At 69.1% G+C, this 15,650-nt stretch carries 17 protein-coding genes; 6 read left to right on the forward strand and 11 right to left on the reverse strand.

The window, feature by feature from the left end; genetic code table 11:
- The first annotated feature begins 26 nt into the window (after nucleotides 1-26).
- Both QHF84_RS16120 and QHF84_RS16125 read left to right on the forward strand, forming a co-directional pair.
- A complete protein-coding gene (locus QHF84_RS16120; RefSeq protein WP_281314189.1) occupies nucleotides 27-773 on the forward strand; it encodes a hypothetical protein in 747 nt (248 codons plus the stop codon).
- Nucleotides 774-784: 11 nt separating this feature from the next.
- A complete protein-coding gene (locus tag QHF84_RS16125; RefSeq protein ID WP_281314190.1) occupies nucleotides 785-2,167 on the forward strand; it encodes a hypothetical protein in 1,383 nt (460 codons plus the stop codon).
- Nucleotides 2,168-2,234: 67 nt separating this feature from the next.
- Here QHF84_RS16125 and QHF84_RS16130 read toward each other — a convergent pair whose 3' ends face one another.
- The gene (locus QHF84_RS16130; RefSeq protein WP_281314191.1) at nucleotides 2,235-4,682 is read right to left on the reverse strand and encodes a tetratricopeptide repeat protein; all 2,448 of its coding nucleotides are present in this window, start codon (nucleotides 4,680-4,682) and stop codon (nucleotides 2,235-2,237) included.
- Between the two features lie 180 nt (nucleotides 4,683-4,862).
- Nucleotides 4,863-5,285, reverse strand: a complete 423-nt coding sequence (locus QHF84_RS16135; RefSeq protein WP_281314192.1) for a CopD family protein — start codon at nucleotides 5,283-5,285, stop codon at nucleotides 4,863-4,865.
- A 137-nt stretch (nucleotides 5,286-5,422) separates the two neighbouring features.
- Here QHF84_RS16135 and QHF84_RS16140 point away from each other — a divergent pair, with 137 nt between their 5' ends.
- From QHF84_RS16140 to pdxA, 3 genes are all read left to right on the forward strand, one after another.
- Nucleotides 5,423-6,871, forward strand: a complete 1,449-nt coding sequence (locus QHF84_RS16140) for a metallopeptidase TldD-related protein (RefSeq protein WP_281314193.1) — start codon at nucleotides 5,423-5,425, stop codon at nucleotides 6,869-6,871.
- Between the two features lie 61 nt (nucleotides 6,872-6,932).
- On the forward strand, nucleotides 6,933-7,673 hold the full coding sequence (locus QHF84_RS16145; RefSeq protein ID WP_281314194.1) for a response regulator transcription factor: 741 nt from the start codon (nucleotides 6,933-6,935) through the stop codon (nucleotides 7,671-7,673).
- Nucleotides 7,670-8,722 (forward strand): 4-hydroxythreonine-4-phosphate dehydrogenase PdxA, encoded by a 1,053-nt coding sequence (gene pdxA / locus QHF84_RS16150; RefSeq protein WP_281314195.1) that lies wholly within the window; start codon nucleotides 7,670-7,672, stop codon nucleotides 8,720-8,722. The genes QHF84_RS16145 and pdxA overlap by 4 nt, the downstream gene beginning before the upstream one ends.
- On the opposite strand, the gene QHF84_RS16155 is transcribed toward pdxA, so the two are convergent.
- Genes QHF84_RS16155 through QHF84_RS16170 form a run of 4 tightly spaced genes read right to left on the reverse strand, consistent with a single transcriptional unit; the run spans nucleotide 8,717 to nucleotide 11,214 of the window.
- Entirely contained in the window at nucleotides 8,717-9,691 is a 975-nt protein-coding gene (locus QHF84_RS16155) for a 2-dehydropantoate 2-reductase N-terminal domain-containing protein (protein ID WP_281314196.1), read from the reverse strand. The two genes, pdxA and QHF84_RS16155, sit on opposite strands and share 6 nt — an antisense overlap.
- A 44-nt stretch (nucleotides 9,692-9,735) precedes the next feature.
- Nucleotides 9,736-10,185 (reverse strand): D-aminoacyl-tRNA deacylase, encoded by a 450-nt coding sequence (dtd, locus tag QHF84_RS16160; RefSeq protein ID WP_281314197.1) that lies wholly within the window; start codon nucleotides 10,183-10,185, stop codon nucleotides 9,736-9,738.
- 7 nt (nucleotides 10,186-10,192) lie between these two features.
- On the reverse strand, nucleotides 10,193-10,609 hold the full coding sequence (locus QHF84_RS16165; protein ID WP_272417122.1) for a hypothetical protein: 417 nt from the start codon (nucleotides 10,607-10,609) through the stop codon (nucleotides 10,193-10,195).
- Complete coding sequence (locus QHF84_RS16170; protein ID WP_281314198.1) at nucleotides 10,606-11,214, reverse strand: hypothetical protein; 609 nt, start codon at nucleotides 11,212-11,214, stop codon at nucleotides 10,606-10,608. Before QHF84_RS16170 ends, QHF84_RS16165 begins: the two co-directional genes overlap by 4 nt.
- Before the next feature lie 483 nt (nucleotides 11,215-11,697).
- Here QHF84_RS16170 and QHF84_RS16175 point away from each other — a divergent pair, with 483 nt between their 5' ends.
- Nucleotides 11,698-13,245 (forward strand): D-Ala-D-Ala carboxypeptidase family metallohydrolase, encoded by a 1,548-nt coding sequence (locus QHF84_RS16175; protein ID WP_281314199.1) that lies wholly within the window; start codon nucleotides 11,698-11,700, stop codon nucleotides 13,243-13,245.
- Here QHF84_RS16175 and QHF84_RS16180 read toward each other — a convergent pair.
- The 5 genes from QHF84_RS16180 to QHF84_RS16200 all read right to left on the reverse strand — a co-directional run bounded on the left by QHF84_RS16180 (nucleotide 13,228) and on the right by QHF84_RS16200 (nucleotide 15,491).
- A complete protein-coding gene (locus QHF84_RS16180) occupies nucleotides 13,228-13,773 on the reverse strand; it encodes a hypothetical protein (RefSeq protein ID WP_281314200.1) in 546 nt (181 codons plus the stop codon). The genes QHF84_RS16175 and QHF84_RS16180 overlap by 18 nt on opposite strands.
- A complete protein-coding gene (locus QHF84_RS16185) occupies nucleotides 13,770-14,228 on the reverse strand; it encodes a hypothetical protein (RefSeq protein WP_281314201.1) in 459 nt (152 codons plus the stop codon). The genes QHF84_RS16180 and QHF84_RS16185 overlap by 4 nt, the downstream gene beginning before the upstream one ends.
- Nucleotides 14,229-14,239: 11 nt before the next feature.
- Nucleotides 14,240-14,449 carry a hypothetical protein gene (locus QHF84_RS16190; protein WP_281314202.1) on the reverse strand — a complete coding sequence of 70 codons (210 nt, stop codon included), beginning with the start codon at nucleotides 14,447-14,449 and terminating at the stop codon, nucleotides 14,240-14,242.
- Nucleotides 14,450-14,530: 81 nt separating this feature from the next.
- Entirely contained in the window at nucleotides 14,531-15,109 is a 579-nt protein-coding gene (locus QHF84_RS16195; RefSeq protein ID WP_281314203.1) for an HD domain-containing protein, read from the reverse strand.
- A 100-nt stretch (nucleotides 15,110-15,209) separates the two neighbouring features.
- Nucleotides 15,210-15,491, reverse strand: coding sequence for a hypothetical protein (locus tag QHF84_RS16200; RefSeq protein WP_281314204.1), 282 nt, complete (start codon nucleotides 15,489-15,491; stop codon nucleotides 15,210-15,212).
- Nucleotides 15,492-15,650: the final 159 nt, after the last annotated feature.

Here is a 15,650-nt window from a genome sequence, read left to right on the forward strand (position 1 = left end):
GCATGCGGAAAGAAAGGAGAGAGACCATGAATCGCATCATCTCGACGTTCCTCCGCGGCGCACCGATTGCCCTCGTCGCGGGCCTCTTCTCGGTGGCCTGCGTGCAGGAGCCGCCGTCCGGAAACCTCTCGCGGCCGTCCCCCGTCATCGACGATCCGACGACGGACTTCGAGAACCAGCCCGGCGTCTTCGCCGGCGACGAGGACAATACCCATAGCCACATGGGCGACCTCGGTGAGGGCGTGTTCAAGGATCCGTTCGAGGTCCTCGCGCAGCGCCAGGAAGAGGGCCCGCCCGAGGTGCGCACGCGCCTGCATTCGTGTCAGAAGCTGCAAAACAATGCGCTTCAGAACGTGCTCACCTCGCTCGGCGTGAACATCGACGCGACCGCGCAGGTGCCCACCGCGGGCCAGCTCTTCAAGGGCGGCGGCGGCGCGCTCGGCGCGGCGAGCTACGACGCGCGCGTCGGCGAGGCGGTCGTGTGGAGCGCGGCCGGCGCGGCCAAGCTCTTCGACATCTTCGTGCAAGCGGCGCCCGAGATCATCGCGAACCTGCCGAACGTCGACCAATGCAAGGTGAACGGCGTCGGGGTCGAGATGTTCGACGCGAACAACCAGTGCAATCGGGACGCCATCGCCTGCATCACGGGTCGCCCCGCGACCGACTCGCACGTCGCGATCTGCAACAAGGTCGTGACGAGCGCCTCCGATGTGGAAAAAGGCAAGCGGATCGCGGTCGGTACGATGATGGCCGCAGCCCATTCGTGCGAGTGACGGAGGAGACCATGGTCGACGAGAAGCTCAAATACCTCCAAGGCAATGCCCGGCGCAACTTCCTGCGCTGGACCACCGCAATGGGCGCCGTCCTCGCCCTCGATCGCGCGAAGGTGCTCGACGTCATCGCAGACTCGGCCGGCACGGCCATGGCCGACGACGCCTGCGCCGCGACGAACCGCTCGGTCCACCTCGTGGCCGGCGACGGCGGATTCGCGTGGTTCCAGCTCCTCTGGCCCCACACGCAGATCGCCAAGGCGAACAACGACAACTTCGCGTTCCACGCCTTCGGCCAGACCGAGGACGCGTCGGACACGGACAAACCGTTCGTCTATGCGCCCGAATCGCCCTGGAAGAAGCTCGACAAGCGCAAGCGCATCTCGGCCTTCATGGCCGGGACGAACCAGACGCACACGCCGACGCCCGGCTCGGCCGCGACGCTCGGCAATGGCGTCAGCATGCTCGCCACGGCGGCCGCCATTCAACGGCAAACCCCGTCGCTCCTGCCGGTCATCGCGATCAACCCGCTGAACTTCGGCGCCGCCCCGGGCGCGCCGGGGGTCGCCACGGTGAACAATGCGGGTGGCATGGTCGATCTCTTCGACAGCGCGGCGTCGCGCGTGACGCTCGCCGTCGAGGAGGACGCGGCGCTGTTCGAGGCCTATTACAAGGCCTTCGTCGGCCTCAATGCGGCGGCCGGCCGCCCGACCTGGGCGCGCCAGCTCCGCGTGGGCAAGACGAGCGCGAACTTCCTCGGGAAAAACCTCTCCGCGCAGCTCGCGCCGACGGCCGACGACCTCACCCGCTACAACATCGGGCAGGGCACGCCGAACCGCCTCGCCGAGATCGGCCGCGCCTTCATCACGACGGCGCGCGCCTTCAAGCTCGGCCTGACGCAGAGCGTGATGATGCCGGCGATGCGCGACGACCCGCACGGGGCGTTCAACGACATGAACAACCTGCGCAATACGGTCGCTCAGCTCGGCAAGATGTTCGACGAGTTCATGAACGACCTCGCGGCCATCCCCGATCCGGTCTGCACGGCGCGCACCCTCGCCGACAACATCGTCATGACGGTGCACGGCGACACGCCGAAGAACCCGCGCGACCGCGGCGGCTGGCCGGACGGGACGCCGAACAACTCGAACTGGCTCTACGTGATGGGCAATGGCTACACGAAGACGGGCTGGTTCGGCGGCGTGCGGGCCGACGGCAGCACGGACGGCTTCGATCCCACGACGGGCGAGAACGTGCCGGGCCAGCAGAGCAATGCGACGAGCGCGGCGGCGGGCGCGGCCGTGGCGTTCGCGGTGGCCAAGGGCGACATGCGCCGGGTGCAGGACTTCTACAGCGGTCCGAGCATCAAGGGCATCGTGAACGAAAATCCGGTGTGACCGGTTGAACGAAAAAGGGGCTCCCGGAAGAACCCGGGGGCCCCTTTTTTCATTTCGTCCGACGCCTTTACGGCATCTTCCCTTTGCTGGTGCTGAGCAGATCGTCGAACGCGAGATCGAAATCGTCGCCGAGGAGCTCCGCGCCGACCGCCTTCGCCTGCTTGGCCGGACCCGGATTCGGCTCCAGCCGGCGAATACGATCCTGCACGCCGCCGCGCGGATCCCGGTAGTTCGGGTCGATCTGCCCGGCGCGCTTGAAGTAATAAAGCGCCTGCTCCGGGTTTTTTCGGGCCTCGTACGCGTCCGCGAGCTCGTACGCGAGCGCGAGCTCCTGCTCCCGGGTCTTCTGCCGCGCCTCGAGCCCGCGCAAGAACGCGTCGATCGCCGCGTCCACGTTGCCGAGCTGCAGGTGGATCATGCCGATCACCGACCGGCACACGCATTCACGCGCGGGGTCACGCGCCGCGACCTCGAATTCGCCGATCGCGTCGGTGTACATACCCATTTCGCGATACGCGACGCCGAGATCGTAATGCGTGGCCGCGTCCGCGTCCGAGATCTGCGCCTGCACGCCAGCCTTGAATTGCTGGAAGATCGTGTCGACGTTGACCCCGGGGAACTCGGGCGGCGCCGCCGCCGCCTCGGGCGCGAACTCGATGTTGTTGATCATGTTCTGGATGTCGGCGAAGCCGTCATCCGCGGGATACTCGCTCTTCTTCGTGAGGATCCCGCTGCCGCCGCCCGGCAGATCCGGCACGTACGACGGCCGGCCCATCTGCTCGAGCTCGGCGCGCTTGTAGAGCAGGAGCGGGTGGTTCGGCAGGAGCGCGAGCTGCTCGTCGAGAAGCGTGCGCGCGTCGTCGAGCATGCCTTGGTTGGCGTAGAAATCGATCTGCTCGAGGACGTCCTCGTCGAGCGTGTGCCCCGTCTGGCTGCGCGTCGGCGCGGGCTGCTGCGGAGGCGGATACGGCTGCGCCGGGTACTGCGGCTGCTGCGCGTAGCCGTGGTGTTGCTGCGCCTGGACACCCGCGAACGGATCGTCGAGCGCGCTGAGCTGCCCGGGCTGCTGTGCGTACGGGTAGCCCTGCTGCTGCGGGTAGACCTGCTGCGGCTGCGGCTGCGGATCCTCGACCTGGTAGCCGAGCGCGCGCAGCATCTGGATCGCCTCGGGCTGCGACGGATCCATGAGCCGGATCTCGTCGAGCAGCTCCGCCGCCCTCCGCACGTCGCCGTCGACGCTCAGGCGCTGCGCGAAGATCAGCATCTGGCGGATCGCGCCTTCCTCGTCGCCGGCCTCCTTGAGCACGTCGACGAGCCGCGATCGCAGCTCGTGCGAGCTCGGCACCATGGCCACGCCGTCGAGCAGGATCGCGATCGCGTTGGCGTAGTCGTACTGGCTCCGGTACGCCTCGGCTTGCTGCAGGATCTGCCGCGCGCGCAGGGCCTCGTCGTCGTGATGCGAGGGCTGGAGCGGGATCGGCGGGACCGACGACTCGGGCGGCAGGTCCTCGTCGTAATCGATCTCGTCGACCTCTTGCACGACGATGACCGAGTCTTCCTCGACCTGCTTGCGCGGCGGCGCGGGCCGCTGCGCCGCGAGCTGCCGGACCGCGTCGTCGTGCGGCGCGCGCGCGAGGAGCGCGTCGACGAGCTCGTTGAACTCGTCGTTTTTCTTCGACTCCTTCGCGAGGCGCGCGGCCTCCTTCAGGACCTCGGTCGCCTTCGGCGCCTGACCGAGTTTGTCGAAGGCCCTCGCGAGCAGGCTCAGCGTCTCGAGGTCCTTCGGGTTTTCCTTGAACGAGATCTGGAGCTTCGCGAGCGCGGTCATCGCGTCGGTCTGCTGCGCGCGCTCCAGGTACATCTTCGCCGCGATCTTGGCGTACTTGCCTTCGGCCTTGATCGTGAGCAGCCGGTCGAGGACCTTCAGCGCGTCGTCGCGCCGGCCCATCTTGACGAGGACGTCCGCCGCTTGTCCGAGCTGCGCGATCGCCGCGGGCGTGTCCTTGAGGCGGCTGTACGCCTCGGCGAGGCGCAGGCGCGGCACGGGGTTGTGCGGGTCGAGGTCGACGACCTTCTTCAGCGGCTCGATCGCCTCGCGATCCTTGTTCGCCTTGTGCAGGCGGTTCGCGATGTCGTCGTACGTCGCGGCCGCGTCGCTCGTCAGGCCGAGCTGCGTGTAGAGCTCCGCGAGGCGCGGCAGCACATAACCGAACCGCTCGAGCAGCTTCGGCGCGCGCTTGTCGATGATCTCCAGGATCTGCCGGTAGACGCGGATCGACTTGAGCGGCTCGGGCGGCTTCTGCTCGATGTAGAGCCGCGCCACGACCTCGTACGTCTCGATGGCCTCGGCGTACTGCTCGATCTTGAGGTGACAGTCGCCGATCTTGAGCAGGACCCGGACGTCCTTCGGATCTTCGGCGATGAGCTTCTGGAACTCGGCGATCGCTTTGTCCCAGCGCTTGCCTTCGACGAACTTCTGCGCTGCTCGGAGCACCTTGTCGCGATCGACCGCCACGGCGATGGGATTCTCCTCGAGAGAGCGACCCGGGGACGACGCAGACGCGACGCTTCGCGCCGCCTCATCCACGATAAATCATCTAACGGAACGACGAGCCGCGCACAAGCGCGGTCACGTGCGAACGGAATATCGACTCGAAAACCGGGTGATCTCGGGCGAGCCGAGATCCCGATTTTTTCAGTTCGGCAGCTTGAAAACCGCGAAGAAGGCGGCGATGACCGCCGACGCCGCGAGGATCGCAGCCATCATAGCAGTCGGGCCGGCGTCCTGCACAGTTCCCCGCGCGAGCTTCTTCGCCCGGCCGCCGATCACGTGGTGGATCCCGATCACCACGAGCGCGAAGAGCAGCTTGGCGTGCATCCAGTGGTGCTCGACGAGGTAGTAGTGCGTGTCCATCAAGAGGCGCGCGACGCCGGTCACGAACGAAAGCACGAACGCAGGCACGCTGAGCAGCCGGTAGATCCGCTCCCCGAGCGCGCCGCGGACCTTCGGGTCCGTCCCACCCGCCGTGAGAGCGAACGCGACCGCGAGGATCGAGCCGATCCAGACGAGGTTGCCCGACACGTGGAGCCACACGAGGGCGATCTGGGGTCCGTTCATCGTGAAACCGCGTTACCGCGTCGCCCGAGCGACGTCGACTTTTCTGCGCCCGAACGCGCACGAACCCGCACGCCGAGGCTGGATTTCCGGGGCTTCGGCTCGACCGACCCAAGGCCGCGCTCTACATTGGTGGCCCGATGACCAGAAGCGCTGCCTATCGTGCCCCGTTCGCGCCGGGCGGAGACAACGAGATCGACGCCGACCTGTGCGGGCGGCTCCTCGCCGTCGCCCTCTCCAAGGGCGGCGAGTACGCCGATCTGTTCTTCGAATACCGCGCCGGCGGCGGCTTCTCCTTCGACGAAGGCATCCTCAAGGCCGCCTCGCGCGGCGTATCCATGGGCGTCGGCGTGCGCGTGCAGCGCGGCGACGCGACGGGCTACGCCTACACCGAGGATCTCTCGTGGGAGTCGATGAAGCGCGCGGCCGAGACCGCCGCGCAGATCGCCACGACCTCGGGCGGCACGACGCACGTCCTGCCGAGGCTGCGCAGCGTGCCGAACCGCTACGATGTGCCGCTCGTCTCGCTCGACGTGCCCGGCATGGAGAAGCGCGCGCTGCTCGAACGCGCGAGCGCCGCGGCCCTCGCCGAGGGCCCGCACATCGTGAAGGCCGAGGCGAGTTTTTCCGAGGAGATCCGCGAGATCCTGCTCGCGACGAGCGACGGCGTGATGGCGCACGACGTGCAGCCGCTCTTCCGCTTCGGCGTGCGCGCGATCGCCGAGCGCGACGGCAAACGTCAGGAAGGATCGAGCGGCGGCGGCGGACGAACCACGCTCGCAGCGTACTTCGCCGATCATTCGCCGGAAATGCATGCGCGGGAAGCGGCGCGCCAAGCGACGACGATGCTCGACGCCGAGGAGGCGCCGGCCGGCGAGATGAACGTGGTGCTCGCGCCCGGCGACAGCGGCATCCTCTTGCACGAGGCCGTGGGCCACGGGCTCGAGGCCGACTTCAACAGAAAGGGCACGTCGAACTACGCCGGCAAGGTCGGCGAGACGGTCGCGAGCCCGCTCTGCACCGTGGTCGACGACGCGACGCTGCTCGCCTCGCGCGGCGCGATCAACGTCGACGACGAGGGCAACGAGCCCGGAAGGAGCGTGCTCATCGAGAACGGCACGCTCGCCGGCTACATGCACGACAGGCTCTCGGCCAAGCACTACAAGCTCGAGCCCACGGGCAACGGTCGGCGCGAGAGCTTCGGCGCCGCGCCCCTGCCGCGCATGACGAACACCATCCTGCTCGCGGGCCCGCACGACCCCGAGGAGATCGTTCGCAGCGTCAAACGCGGCGTCTTCGCCAAGAAGTTCGGCGGCGGCCAGGTCGACATCTCGAACGGCGACTTCGTGTTCTCGTTGACCGAGAGTTACCTGATCGAAGACGGCAAGATCACGCGGCCTTTGAAGGGCGTGAACCTCATCGGCAACGGCCCCGACGTGCTCGGCAAGGTCACGATGCTCGGCACGGACCTCGAGATCTCCGACGGCATCTGGACGTGCGGCAAGGACGGCCAGAGCGTGCCCGTCGGCGTCGGATGCCCGACGATCAAGATCGACAAGATCACCGTGGGCGGCACCAAGATCAGCTGACGGCTCGGCGCGGCAGGCTCACGCTTGCCGCGCCGCAGCATGAGCTTTATAGCGACGCGCGATGTCGCGCCGCTCGTCGTTCATCGTCATCGTCGGGCACGGCCCCGAGCTCGAACGCGAAGAAGGCGCAGCGAGCGTGCTGCGAGGCCTCGGCGCGACGGTGCGCACGCTCGATCTGTGGGACGAACCCACGCGCTGCTTCCAGCGCGAGGACGACGAGGCGCGCGCGATCCTCGTGGAGACGCCGGAGCGGCCGGACCTCGCGGCGTCCGCGCTCCGGGCGCTCCGGCGCGAGGCGCGGCTCGCGGGCGTGCCGGCCATCGCCGCCGTCTCGGTGGCGCAGGTCGCGCGGATGGATCCCGCGAGCGGCTTCGACGATTTCGTCCTCTCGCCGTACGTGCCGGCGGAGCTTTACGCGCGCATCCGCAAGGCCGAGTGGCAGAAGAGCGAGTTCGCCACGGAGGAGCGCGTGAAGGTCGGCGCGCTCGTCGTCGATCGATCGGCGCACGAGGCGTGCATCGACGGCCGCAGCGTGCCGCTCACGGCGAAGGAGTTCGCGCTGCTCTCGTACCTCTGCGAGAAGCGCGGCAAGGTCGTGTCGCGCGAGGAGCTGCTCGTGAAGGTGTGGGGGTCGCGTTATGAAGGGGGTCCGCGCACGGTGGACATCCACGTGCGGAGGCTGCGCTCGAAGCTCGGCGTCGCGCTGCCGCTCGTGACGCTGCGAGGCGCAGGCTACAAGCTCGAAGCGCCGGATACGCCGAACGCGCCCGCGGCCGAGCTGCGGAGGGCGATGCTCGCATGAAGAGGGTGACGATCGCCGTGAGCGTGGGTTGCCCGAGCGGGATCGGGCCCGAGGTCGCGATACACGCGGCGGCGAACGCGGAGGCCGAGGCGCGCTGCGTGCTCGTCGGAGACGCGGAGACGCTTCGGCGCGTGGCGCAGGTGAAGAACATCTGGCCGGCGAGGCTTCGCCTAGTGCACAGCGCGGCCGAGGTAGAGGCGCTCGGGCTCCGCGAGATCGGCCTGTGGGGGCCGAGCACGCAGCTCTCGTCGCCCGCGCGGCCAGGAAAGCCCGATCGCGAGGCGGGCGCGGCGCAGCTCGCCTGGGTGAACGAGGCACTCGCGCTCGTCGAGGAGGGCACGGCCGCGGCGCTCGTGACCGGGCCGGTGTCGAAGCACGCGATCGCCACGAGCGGCGCGCCGGGCGCGGAAGGTTTCTTGGGACATACGGAGCACCTGGCGGCGCGGCTCGGGGCGCGCGAGGTGGTGATGGCGTTTCGCGCGGCGAACATCACGACGGCTCTCGTCACGACGCACCTCCCGCTCGCGGCGGTCCCGGCGGCCGTGACGCCGGAGGCGGTGTCGACGAGCACGTACTGGCTCGTGCGGCTGCTCCAATCGCTCGGCCTGCGGACGCCGAGCGTGGCCGTCGCCGCGCTCAACCCGCACGCGGGCGAAGGCGGGATGCTCGGGACCGAGGAGGAGACGCGCATCCGGCCAGGCATCGAGCTCGCACGCGCGCGGCTCGCGGCGGAGGGGTTTTGCTCGACGGTCGTGGGGCCGATCGGCGCAGAGACTGCGTTCCGCAAGCAAGCGGCGGGGGCCTTCGACGGGGTCGTCGCGATGTACCACGATCAAGCGACGATCCCCTGCAAGCTCGTGGGCTTCGGCGAGGCGGTGAACGTGACGCTCGGCCTGCCCGTGATCCGCACGAGCGTCGATCACGGGACGGGTTACGACATCGCGGGCAGGGGCGAGGCCGATCCCCGCGGGATGAAGAGCGCCCTCGCGCTCGCGGTCCAGCTCGCGAAGGTCGAGGGGCGCGAGGCGCTCACCGCGCGCGTGTCATGACGCGCGGAGCCGCTGCATGAGGTGATCGAGCTGGGGCATGTCGATGCCCTGCTCGCGGCCGAGCTCGCGGATGCTGTCGCCCATGGCGAGGTGCTGGGCGTGGAGCTTCGGTCCGAAGTGACGCTCGACAAAGCGCACGGTCTCGGGCGCGAGGCGGCGCGCGAGGGCCACGCCCGGCTTGATCGTGTACGGCCCGACGAACCGCGTGAGCACGTGCGCCCACGGCGCGACCTTGCCGAGCTTTTTCGCGAGGCCCTCGCACTCCTTGGCGGCCGCGAGCGCGGTTTCGAGGAGGTCCTTGTCGTGCAGCACGCCGTCGATGCCGCGGCCCGCGTCGATCGACGCGATGAGCGGGAAAAACGAGACGGTGCTGGCGGCGTTGAGCGAGGCGACGTCGGGCTCGAAGCGCGTGGGCAAGCCGCCGTTCGTGAGGCGCCGGGCGAGGACTTCGAGCGCGTCGCGGGACATCGAGTGCGCGGGGCCCGAGGCGTCGTCGTCGAGCAACGTCGAGGCGATGCCGGTCGACCAGTACCGAACGACGCCACGATCGTCGACGTCGTCCACGTACCCCGCGACACCCGGCATGGCGCTGACGGCGCGCCGCCCGATCGCCTTCTCCAGCGCGGAGAGCTGCGGCGGCAAGACGGGCGTGAGCACGACGAGCGGCACGCTGGGGCCGCTTCGCAGCGCCTCGGCGAGCGCGTCGTCCTGGTTCTGGCGTAACAGATCGAGCTGATCGAACCGCACCGCGAGCAGCACGAGCGTCGCGTCGGCGGGGATCGTCTCGATGCGGCGCGGCTCTGCGATGACGTCGCGGCGCTTGTCCGCGTTCACCTGCTCGACGACGAACGAGTACGTCTCGGTGAGGCGCGAGGGCCGGACGACGAACGAGACCTGAACGCCCGCCGCGGCGAGGCGTACGCCATAAATGCGCCCGAGCGCGCCCGCTCCGAAGACGATCACGTGCATGGTGAGTCGTTACGTACCGCCGCGGGTCGCACGTGGGAAGACGGTCAAAACAGACGACGCGAATCGACGAGGATCGTGACGGGTCCGTCGTTCTCCACGAAGACCCGCATGTCCGCGCGGAAGCGCCCGGTTTCGACCGGGACGCCGCTCTTGCGAGCGGCCTCGACGAAACGGTCGTAGAGCGCCTCGGCGCCCGCGGGCTCCATCGCGCCGTCGAAGCTCGGGCGTAGGCCGCGGCGCACGTCGCCGAAGACCGTGAACTGGCTGATGACGAGCAGGCCGCCGCCCACGTCGGCGAGCGCGCGGGTCATCTTGCCGCTCGCGTCGGGAAAGACGCGGAGGCCGAGGACCTTGCTCACGACGTAGTCGAGGTCGGCTTGCGCGTCGCCCTTCTCGGCGCCGACGAACGCGACGAGGCCGTGGCCGATGCGGCCCACGACCTCGCCGGAGACCTCGACGCGGGCGGCGAGGGCGCGCTGCACGACGGCGCGCATCGTTCGCTCAGCCGAGGCCGAGCTCGCGCGCGAGGCGGCTCGTGATCGCGAAGTACGTGCTGCGGTCGTAGGGCTTGTTCAGGATGTGGAAGTCTTTCCGGACGAGCCCGACGCAGCCAAAGCAGTACGTGCACTCGGTGCAGTCGACGGAGCGGACCACGTAGGAGCACTGGGTGCAGCGCTCGCACGCGACGCAGTGGTTGCAGCGCACGAGGTCGCGCGAGCTTCGGCAGTGCGTGCTGTCCGAGCAGCGCTGCGAGTCGACGCAGTAGTGGCACCGCGCGAGCGCCTTCGAGTTCTTGCAGAACGTACAATCGACGCAGCGCTCGCAGCCTGTGCACTGCACGCAGCGCTCGTTTTCGGTGCGGGTCTCGTGGGCCTGGAAGAGCTTGCGCAGCTCGGCCTCGAACTCGGCTTTGTTCATTGGGCGGACTGGTTCTGCGTGTCGGGCCTGCCGCTCACTTGCCTGCGGAGCTGGGCGGCGGCGTCGCGGGTGGACTCGTCCTCGGCGAACTCCTCGATGCGGCGCAGGCGCGATTCCAGCACGGCGCGGCGCTTCGGCAGCTCGCCGACGAGGAGCGAGGAGAGCGAGGAGAGCGCCTCGCGCACGCGCGATTCGTCGCTGTGCTCGAGGAGCTTCAGGTGCACGTCCTGGTCGTCGGGGAAGTTGAAGCCGGCGCCGAGGAACTCGTTCGCGGCCTTCGTGATGTGCGGGCGCCCCTCGGCGACGAGGAGCTTCGAGAGGAGCCGCTGCCGCTCCGTGGCGCGCGGATCACTCTGCGGAGGCGGCGCGAGCACGATGCGGCCTGGCTTCGGCGTGGTGTCGCGGCCGTTCTTGCCGTTCTTGCCGCTGTCGGGCTCGGGGTCCCGGCGCGGCGCGAAGAGCGCCTCGAGCGCGGCGCGATGCTCCTTCGCGACACGACTGTCCTGCTGGGTCGTACTGTTCCGGCTCGTGTTGCCGGCCTTCGGCGCCCGCGCGAACGGCGCGAGCTCGGGGTTGTGCCAGACCTTGGTCTCGTCTTTCCGCATCCGCCGCATAAATTCGTCCTTGCTGCCGCCGGAGGGAGATGGCTTGGCAGTGCTCGCGGTTCTTGGTCCCGGGACTGCGTCAGCCCGGAGGCAACGTTCATGCTCGACGTCCGCGCGTCGTTTCGTGCTCGAGCTTCGCTCGCTCACGCGCGGGCTCGCCGTGCGGCGTTGCGCTTGTCTGGTTCTCCAAGAACGCTCGTCTGCTTCGCGCCGACCTTTCCCCCGGTGCGGGCCAACTGCGCGGGCGCCTCGATTGGATTCTGCCCGCCGCCGTCCGAGCGACGGGACGTGCCAGGAACGAGGGCGACGTCCGCGCCATCGAGGCGCGCATGGCGCCGCGATGGGTGCCCCACCTCTACCACAGGCACCCGTGGAAGCCTCAGAAAATTAGGCCCGCGTACCCACCCCATGACACAACGCGAGACACCGGCGTACCCAGCGTCCCCCGCATGGACGGTTGGGCGTCGGTGGAGAGCACGACACATGGTCAGCGGTCGTTACGGTCGGATCAGGCGTAGGGTTGCGTCCACGCTCGCGGCGTTGCTCACGCTCGCGGCGCCCTTCGCCTTCGGCGAGGCGTTCGCGCAGGAAGCGGCGGCGCCGAAGGCGGCGGCGCCCGCGAAGGCGCAGGAGCCCACGAAGACGGAGAAGGCGCCCGAGGAGGCCCAGAAAACCGCCGCTGCGCCGAAGAAACGCAAGAACCGTCGCAAGGCCCCGCCGAAGCGGATGGTGCAAGCCGACACGAAGACGGCCGAGGCCCCGAACAAGGCCGCGTCGACGAAGGCGAAGCCCGAGAGCGCCACGAAGCCCGCCACGCACGAAAAGAGCGCAGGGGCGAGCGCGAAGAAGTCCGAAGGCGCGACCACGACGGCCAGCACGAAGACCGCGTCCGCGAAGAAGACCGAGGCCGCGACGACCACGGCGAGCACGAAGGGCGCGACCACGAAGGGCGCGACCACGACGGCCAGCACGAAGACCACGTCCGCGAAGAAGACCGAGGGCGCGGCGGGCGTGTCGCGCTCGAAGAAGGCGTCCACGCGGACGCCGAGCAAGAAGCGCAAGGGCACGAAGAAGGCGGAAGCCGAGACGGATCGCCCACCCTGCTTCGCGCCGGCGGTGTCGATCGATCGGAACGGCCTCGAAGGCGAGACGTTCTCGCTCGTCGACTGCAAGGGCAAGGTGCTCGACGACGCCCGCGAGAAGCTCAGCGTGCTCGCGCGGCCCTGGGGCACGCCGCGGCCCGAGCTTCCGAAGGTGAAGAAGCCCGATCCGCGCGCGGCGAAGCAGGAGAAGCCGGGCTCGGCCAAGGGCAAGGAGAGCAAGGAGAAGGCGGCGACGCCGGCGCTCGCGGCAGGCGAGATCGCGCCGAACGTGCGGCTGCTCGATCCGGGGCTCCTCGCGCGGGTCGAGGCGATCGCGAAGCACTTCCCGGGCAAGGGGATCTCGCTCGTGAGCGGCTACCGCCCGAAGAGCCGGGGCAGCTTGCACCAGAGCGCGCGCGCGCTCGACATGCGCGTCGCGGGCGTGTCGAACGAGGAGCTCGTCGCGTTCTGCAAGACGATCGCGGACACGGGCTGTGGCTACTACCCGAACAGCTCGTTCGTCCACGTGGACGTGCGCACGCCGGGCACGGGCTCGGTGAGCTGGATCGACGCATCGGGTCCGGGAGAAGCGCCGCGCTACGTGAGCCAGTGGCCGCCGCCGCCGGAGCCCGCGGACGCGCAAGCGACGTCGCCCGTCAACGCAGCAGACGAGGCGATGGAGGAGCAAAGCAAGGAGCAGCCCGCGGCGAAGGAACAGCCGGTCGCGAAGGAACAGCCGGTCGCGAAGGAACAACCGATCGCGAAGGAACAGGCGACTCCGAAGGACCCGCCCACGACGCAGGCGCCGGCGCCCACGAATCCGACGGCGCGACCGCCGGCGGAAAAGGACGAGGATCCCAAGGAAGCCGACCCGAAGGATCCGGTGCCGCCTCCGAAGAAGACGCAGGCGACCCCGCCCGTCGCCGCCGCATCACCGACGGCTCGATAACGCCCAGCCGAGAATGCCGACGGGCACGCGCAGCTTGCCATAAGCCGCCCACACGACCCCGTCGTCCTTGTCCCACCGAACCTGACCTTCGACGCCGAAGAGGCTGAAGCCGAGCGCGAGCTTCGCGCCGGGGCGCGGCTGCACGTCGAGCAGCGCCCCGAGCTGGAGCCACGTGCCCGAGGCGAGCCCGAGCGTCTCGACCTCGATGCCGAAGGTGGCGGGCGAGAAGTCCGAGAGCTCGTAGGTCAGGCCGAGGGCGAGGAAACGAGGCTCCGCGACGGAGCGCTCGTCGACCCGCAGAAAACCTCCACGAACCCGGCCGAAACCCGATAGGTGCACGCGGTCTTCGAAGAGCGCGCCGATGCCGCCCTCGACGTTCGCGTCCCAGGTCCAGAACGGAGCGCGACGCTCGCGTGTGGCGACGTTTCGTCGTTCGGTAGGCGTCGCGTGGGGTTCGTCCGCGTTTGCCGTCGCAACCGCCGAAGCGAGCGCGAGCGTGACGCCCACCCCGACGCACGATCGCTTCATGGCGCGGCCGTCGGAGCCGTCGGAACGAACGCCTCCGACGGGAAGCGGATCTGCGCGAGCACGGCGAGTTTGTCCGCCGCGGCGATACGTTTCCCGCCGAGCGCGCCCCCGACACACGTCGCCTCGACGCCTTTTGTCGCGACCTTGCCGATCGCGCCCTGCTCGACGCGGAACGAGACGCCCACGATCTCGCCGCGCTTTCCGGCTTGCACGATCTCCGGGCAAAGCTCGACGGCCGCGTGCAAGGCCGCGCCGAGCTCCGGGACGAGCGGCGCGATGTCGGTCCCTTTGGACACGGCGACCGCGATTTCATAGTCCGGGATCCCGCGCTTCGTCGCCATCCGGAGGCCGACGGGCTCTCCGTATTCGATCTCGGGCTCCGCCGGCTCCGAGCGACACGCGGAGGCCAAGGCGAACACGAGCGCGAGCCCCACCCACGAGGTTCGGTGTTTCATGCGTGAGCCAATCAGGGCGTCTCGCCGTCGGCGGCGCAGTCGGTCACGCCGCGGTCCGCCACTTTGCAGACGTACACCTTGCGGAGCGCGCCGAAGAGGAAGAGGTCGTTCCGCGTGATCACGACCTTGTCGCCGACCGTCGCGATGCCGCCGTACGAGCAGCCGCCGAGCGCGCTGCCGAGCACGCCGGCCGCCATCAGAAAGCCGAGGGTCTTCTTCATCGCTCTACCTCCACGCGTGGGATGGGCTCGGCGCCGCGCGAGCGGCCGGGCGGATTCGCACATATCACAGACCCCGCGTGTTCAGGCCGAGCGATGTTCGAGGGCAGCGCCGGCCGGAGCGGCGAGCACGTCGGTGAAGGCGCGCTCGAACTCGTCGATCAAGGCGTGCGGCGGCAGGCGCACGATGCGCTCGCGCAGCGCGCGGAAGCCGGCGATTTGCGTGTCGCGGCCGCGGCGGAACATGGGCCAGGGGTCGCCGTGGGTGCTCGCGCAGACGATGATCGATTGGAAGTTGTCGATCTTGTCGGCAATGGTGATGGCCTGGGCGTCCCAGGGGTTCTTCGTGAATTGCTCGAGGTAGCGCTGTTTGCGCTCCTCCCAGGCGAACGACTTCGCCGGCTCGGTCACGGCGAGCACCAGATCGGCGACGCGGCGCCCGAAGAGCCGCGCGATTTCCTCGGCGGTCGCGCCTGTGTCCTCGATGGCGTCGTGCAGCGCGCCCGCCGCGATGACCTCTTCGTCGAAGCCATGCTTGGCGAGGAGGATCGCGACGCCGGCCAGATGGCTCACGTACGGCACGTCGACGCCGGGGTACTTGCGTTTCTGTCCCCGATGCCAAACCGCCGCCTGATCGAGCGCGCGCTTGAGGAGGGGCGTCATGCCTGGAATCTAGTGCCCCCGAGGCGCCTCGGCGAGGGCCGAGCGCGGGTGCCGCGACAACGCCACGCCGCTGTCAAGTCGGGGCGGCTGCTTCGCCCCGTCAGTACATGTGCTGGGTCTGCTGCATCGCGGTGATGCACCCGCGCAGAATCCCCCAGACGAACATGGACAAAAGGGCGAATCCCAGCATTTTCCCGCCCCTCGGGTCGCCTCGAATGATGCGGGTGAGCCCGACGATGGCCGCCGGGCACGAGCAGACGACGATGAGAGCCCAATCCGACCCGCTGAGCTCCGCGCTCTGATTCCACGAAGTCTCCCATTTCTGAACAGGCGGCTCCTTCGGGGGCTCGTACGGGTTCGGCGCGGGCGCATCGTCGGGCATGATGGAACCACTCCAACAGTACGTAAGTAGGCTGTCAAGTTCAGCCTACAGGCGCGTCTTGGACGTAGTTCCGTCAACTCCCATTTCAAACCCGTTGGCAAAGCGGGAACGCGCGTTCGGTTTGTCCTTCCAATCGGGGCCTCGGCGTCGGCGCGCTCC

The organism is Polyangium sp. y55x31, assembly GCF_029946505.1.
Taxonomy (GTDB): Bacteria; Myxococcota_A; Polyangia; order Polyangiales; family Polyangiaceae; genus Polyangium.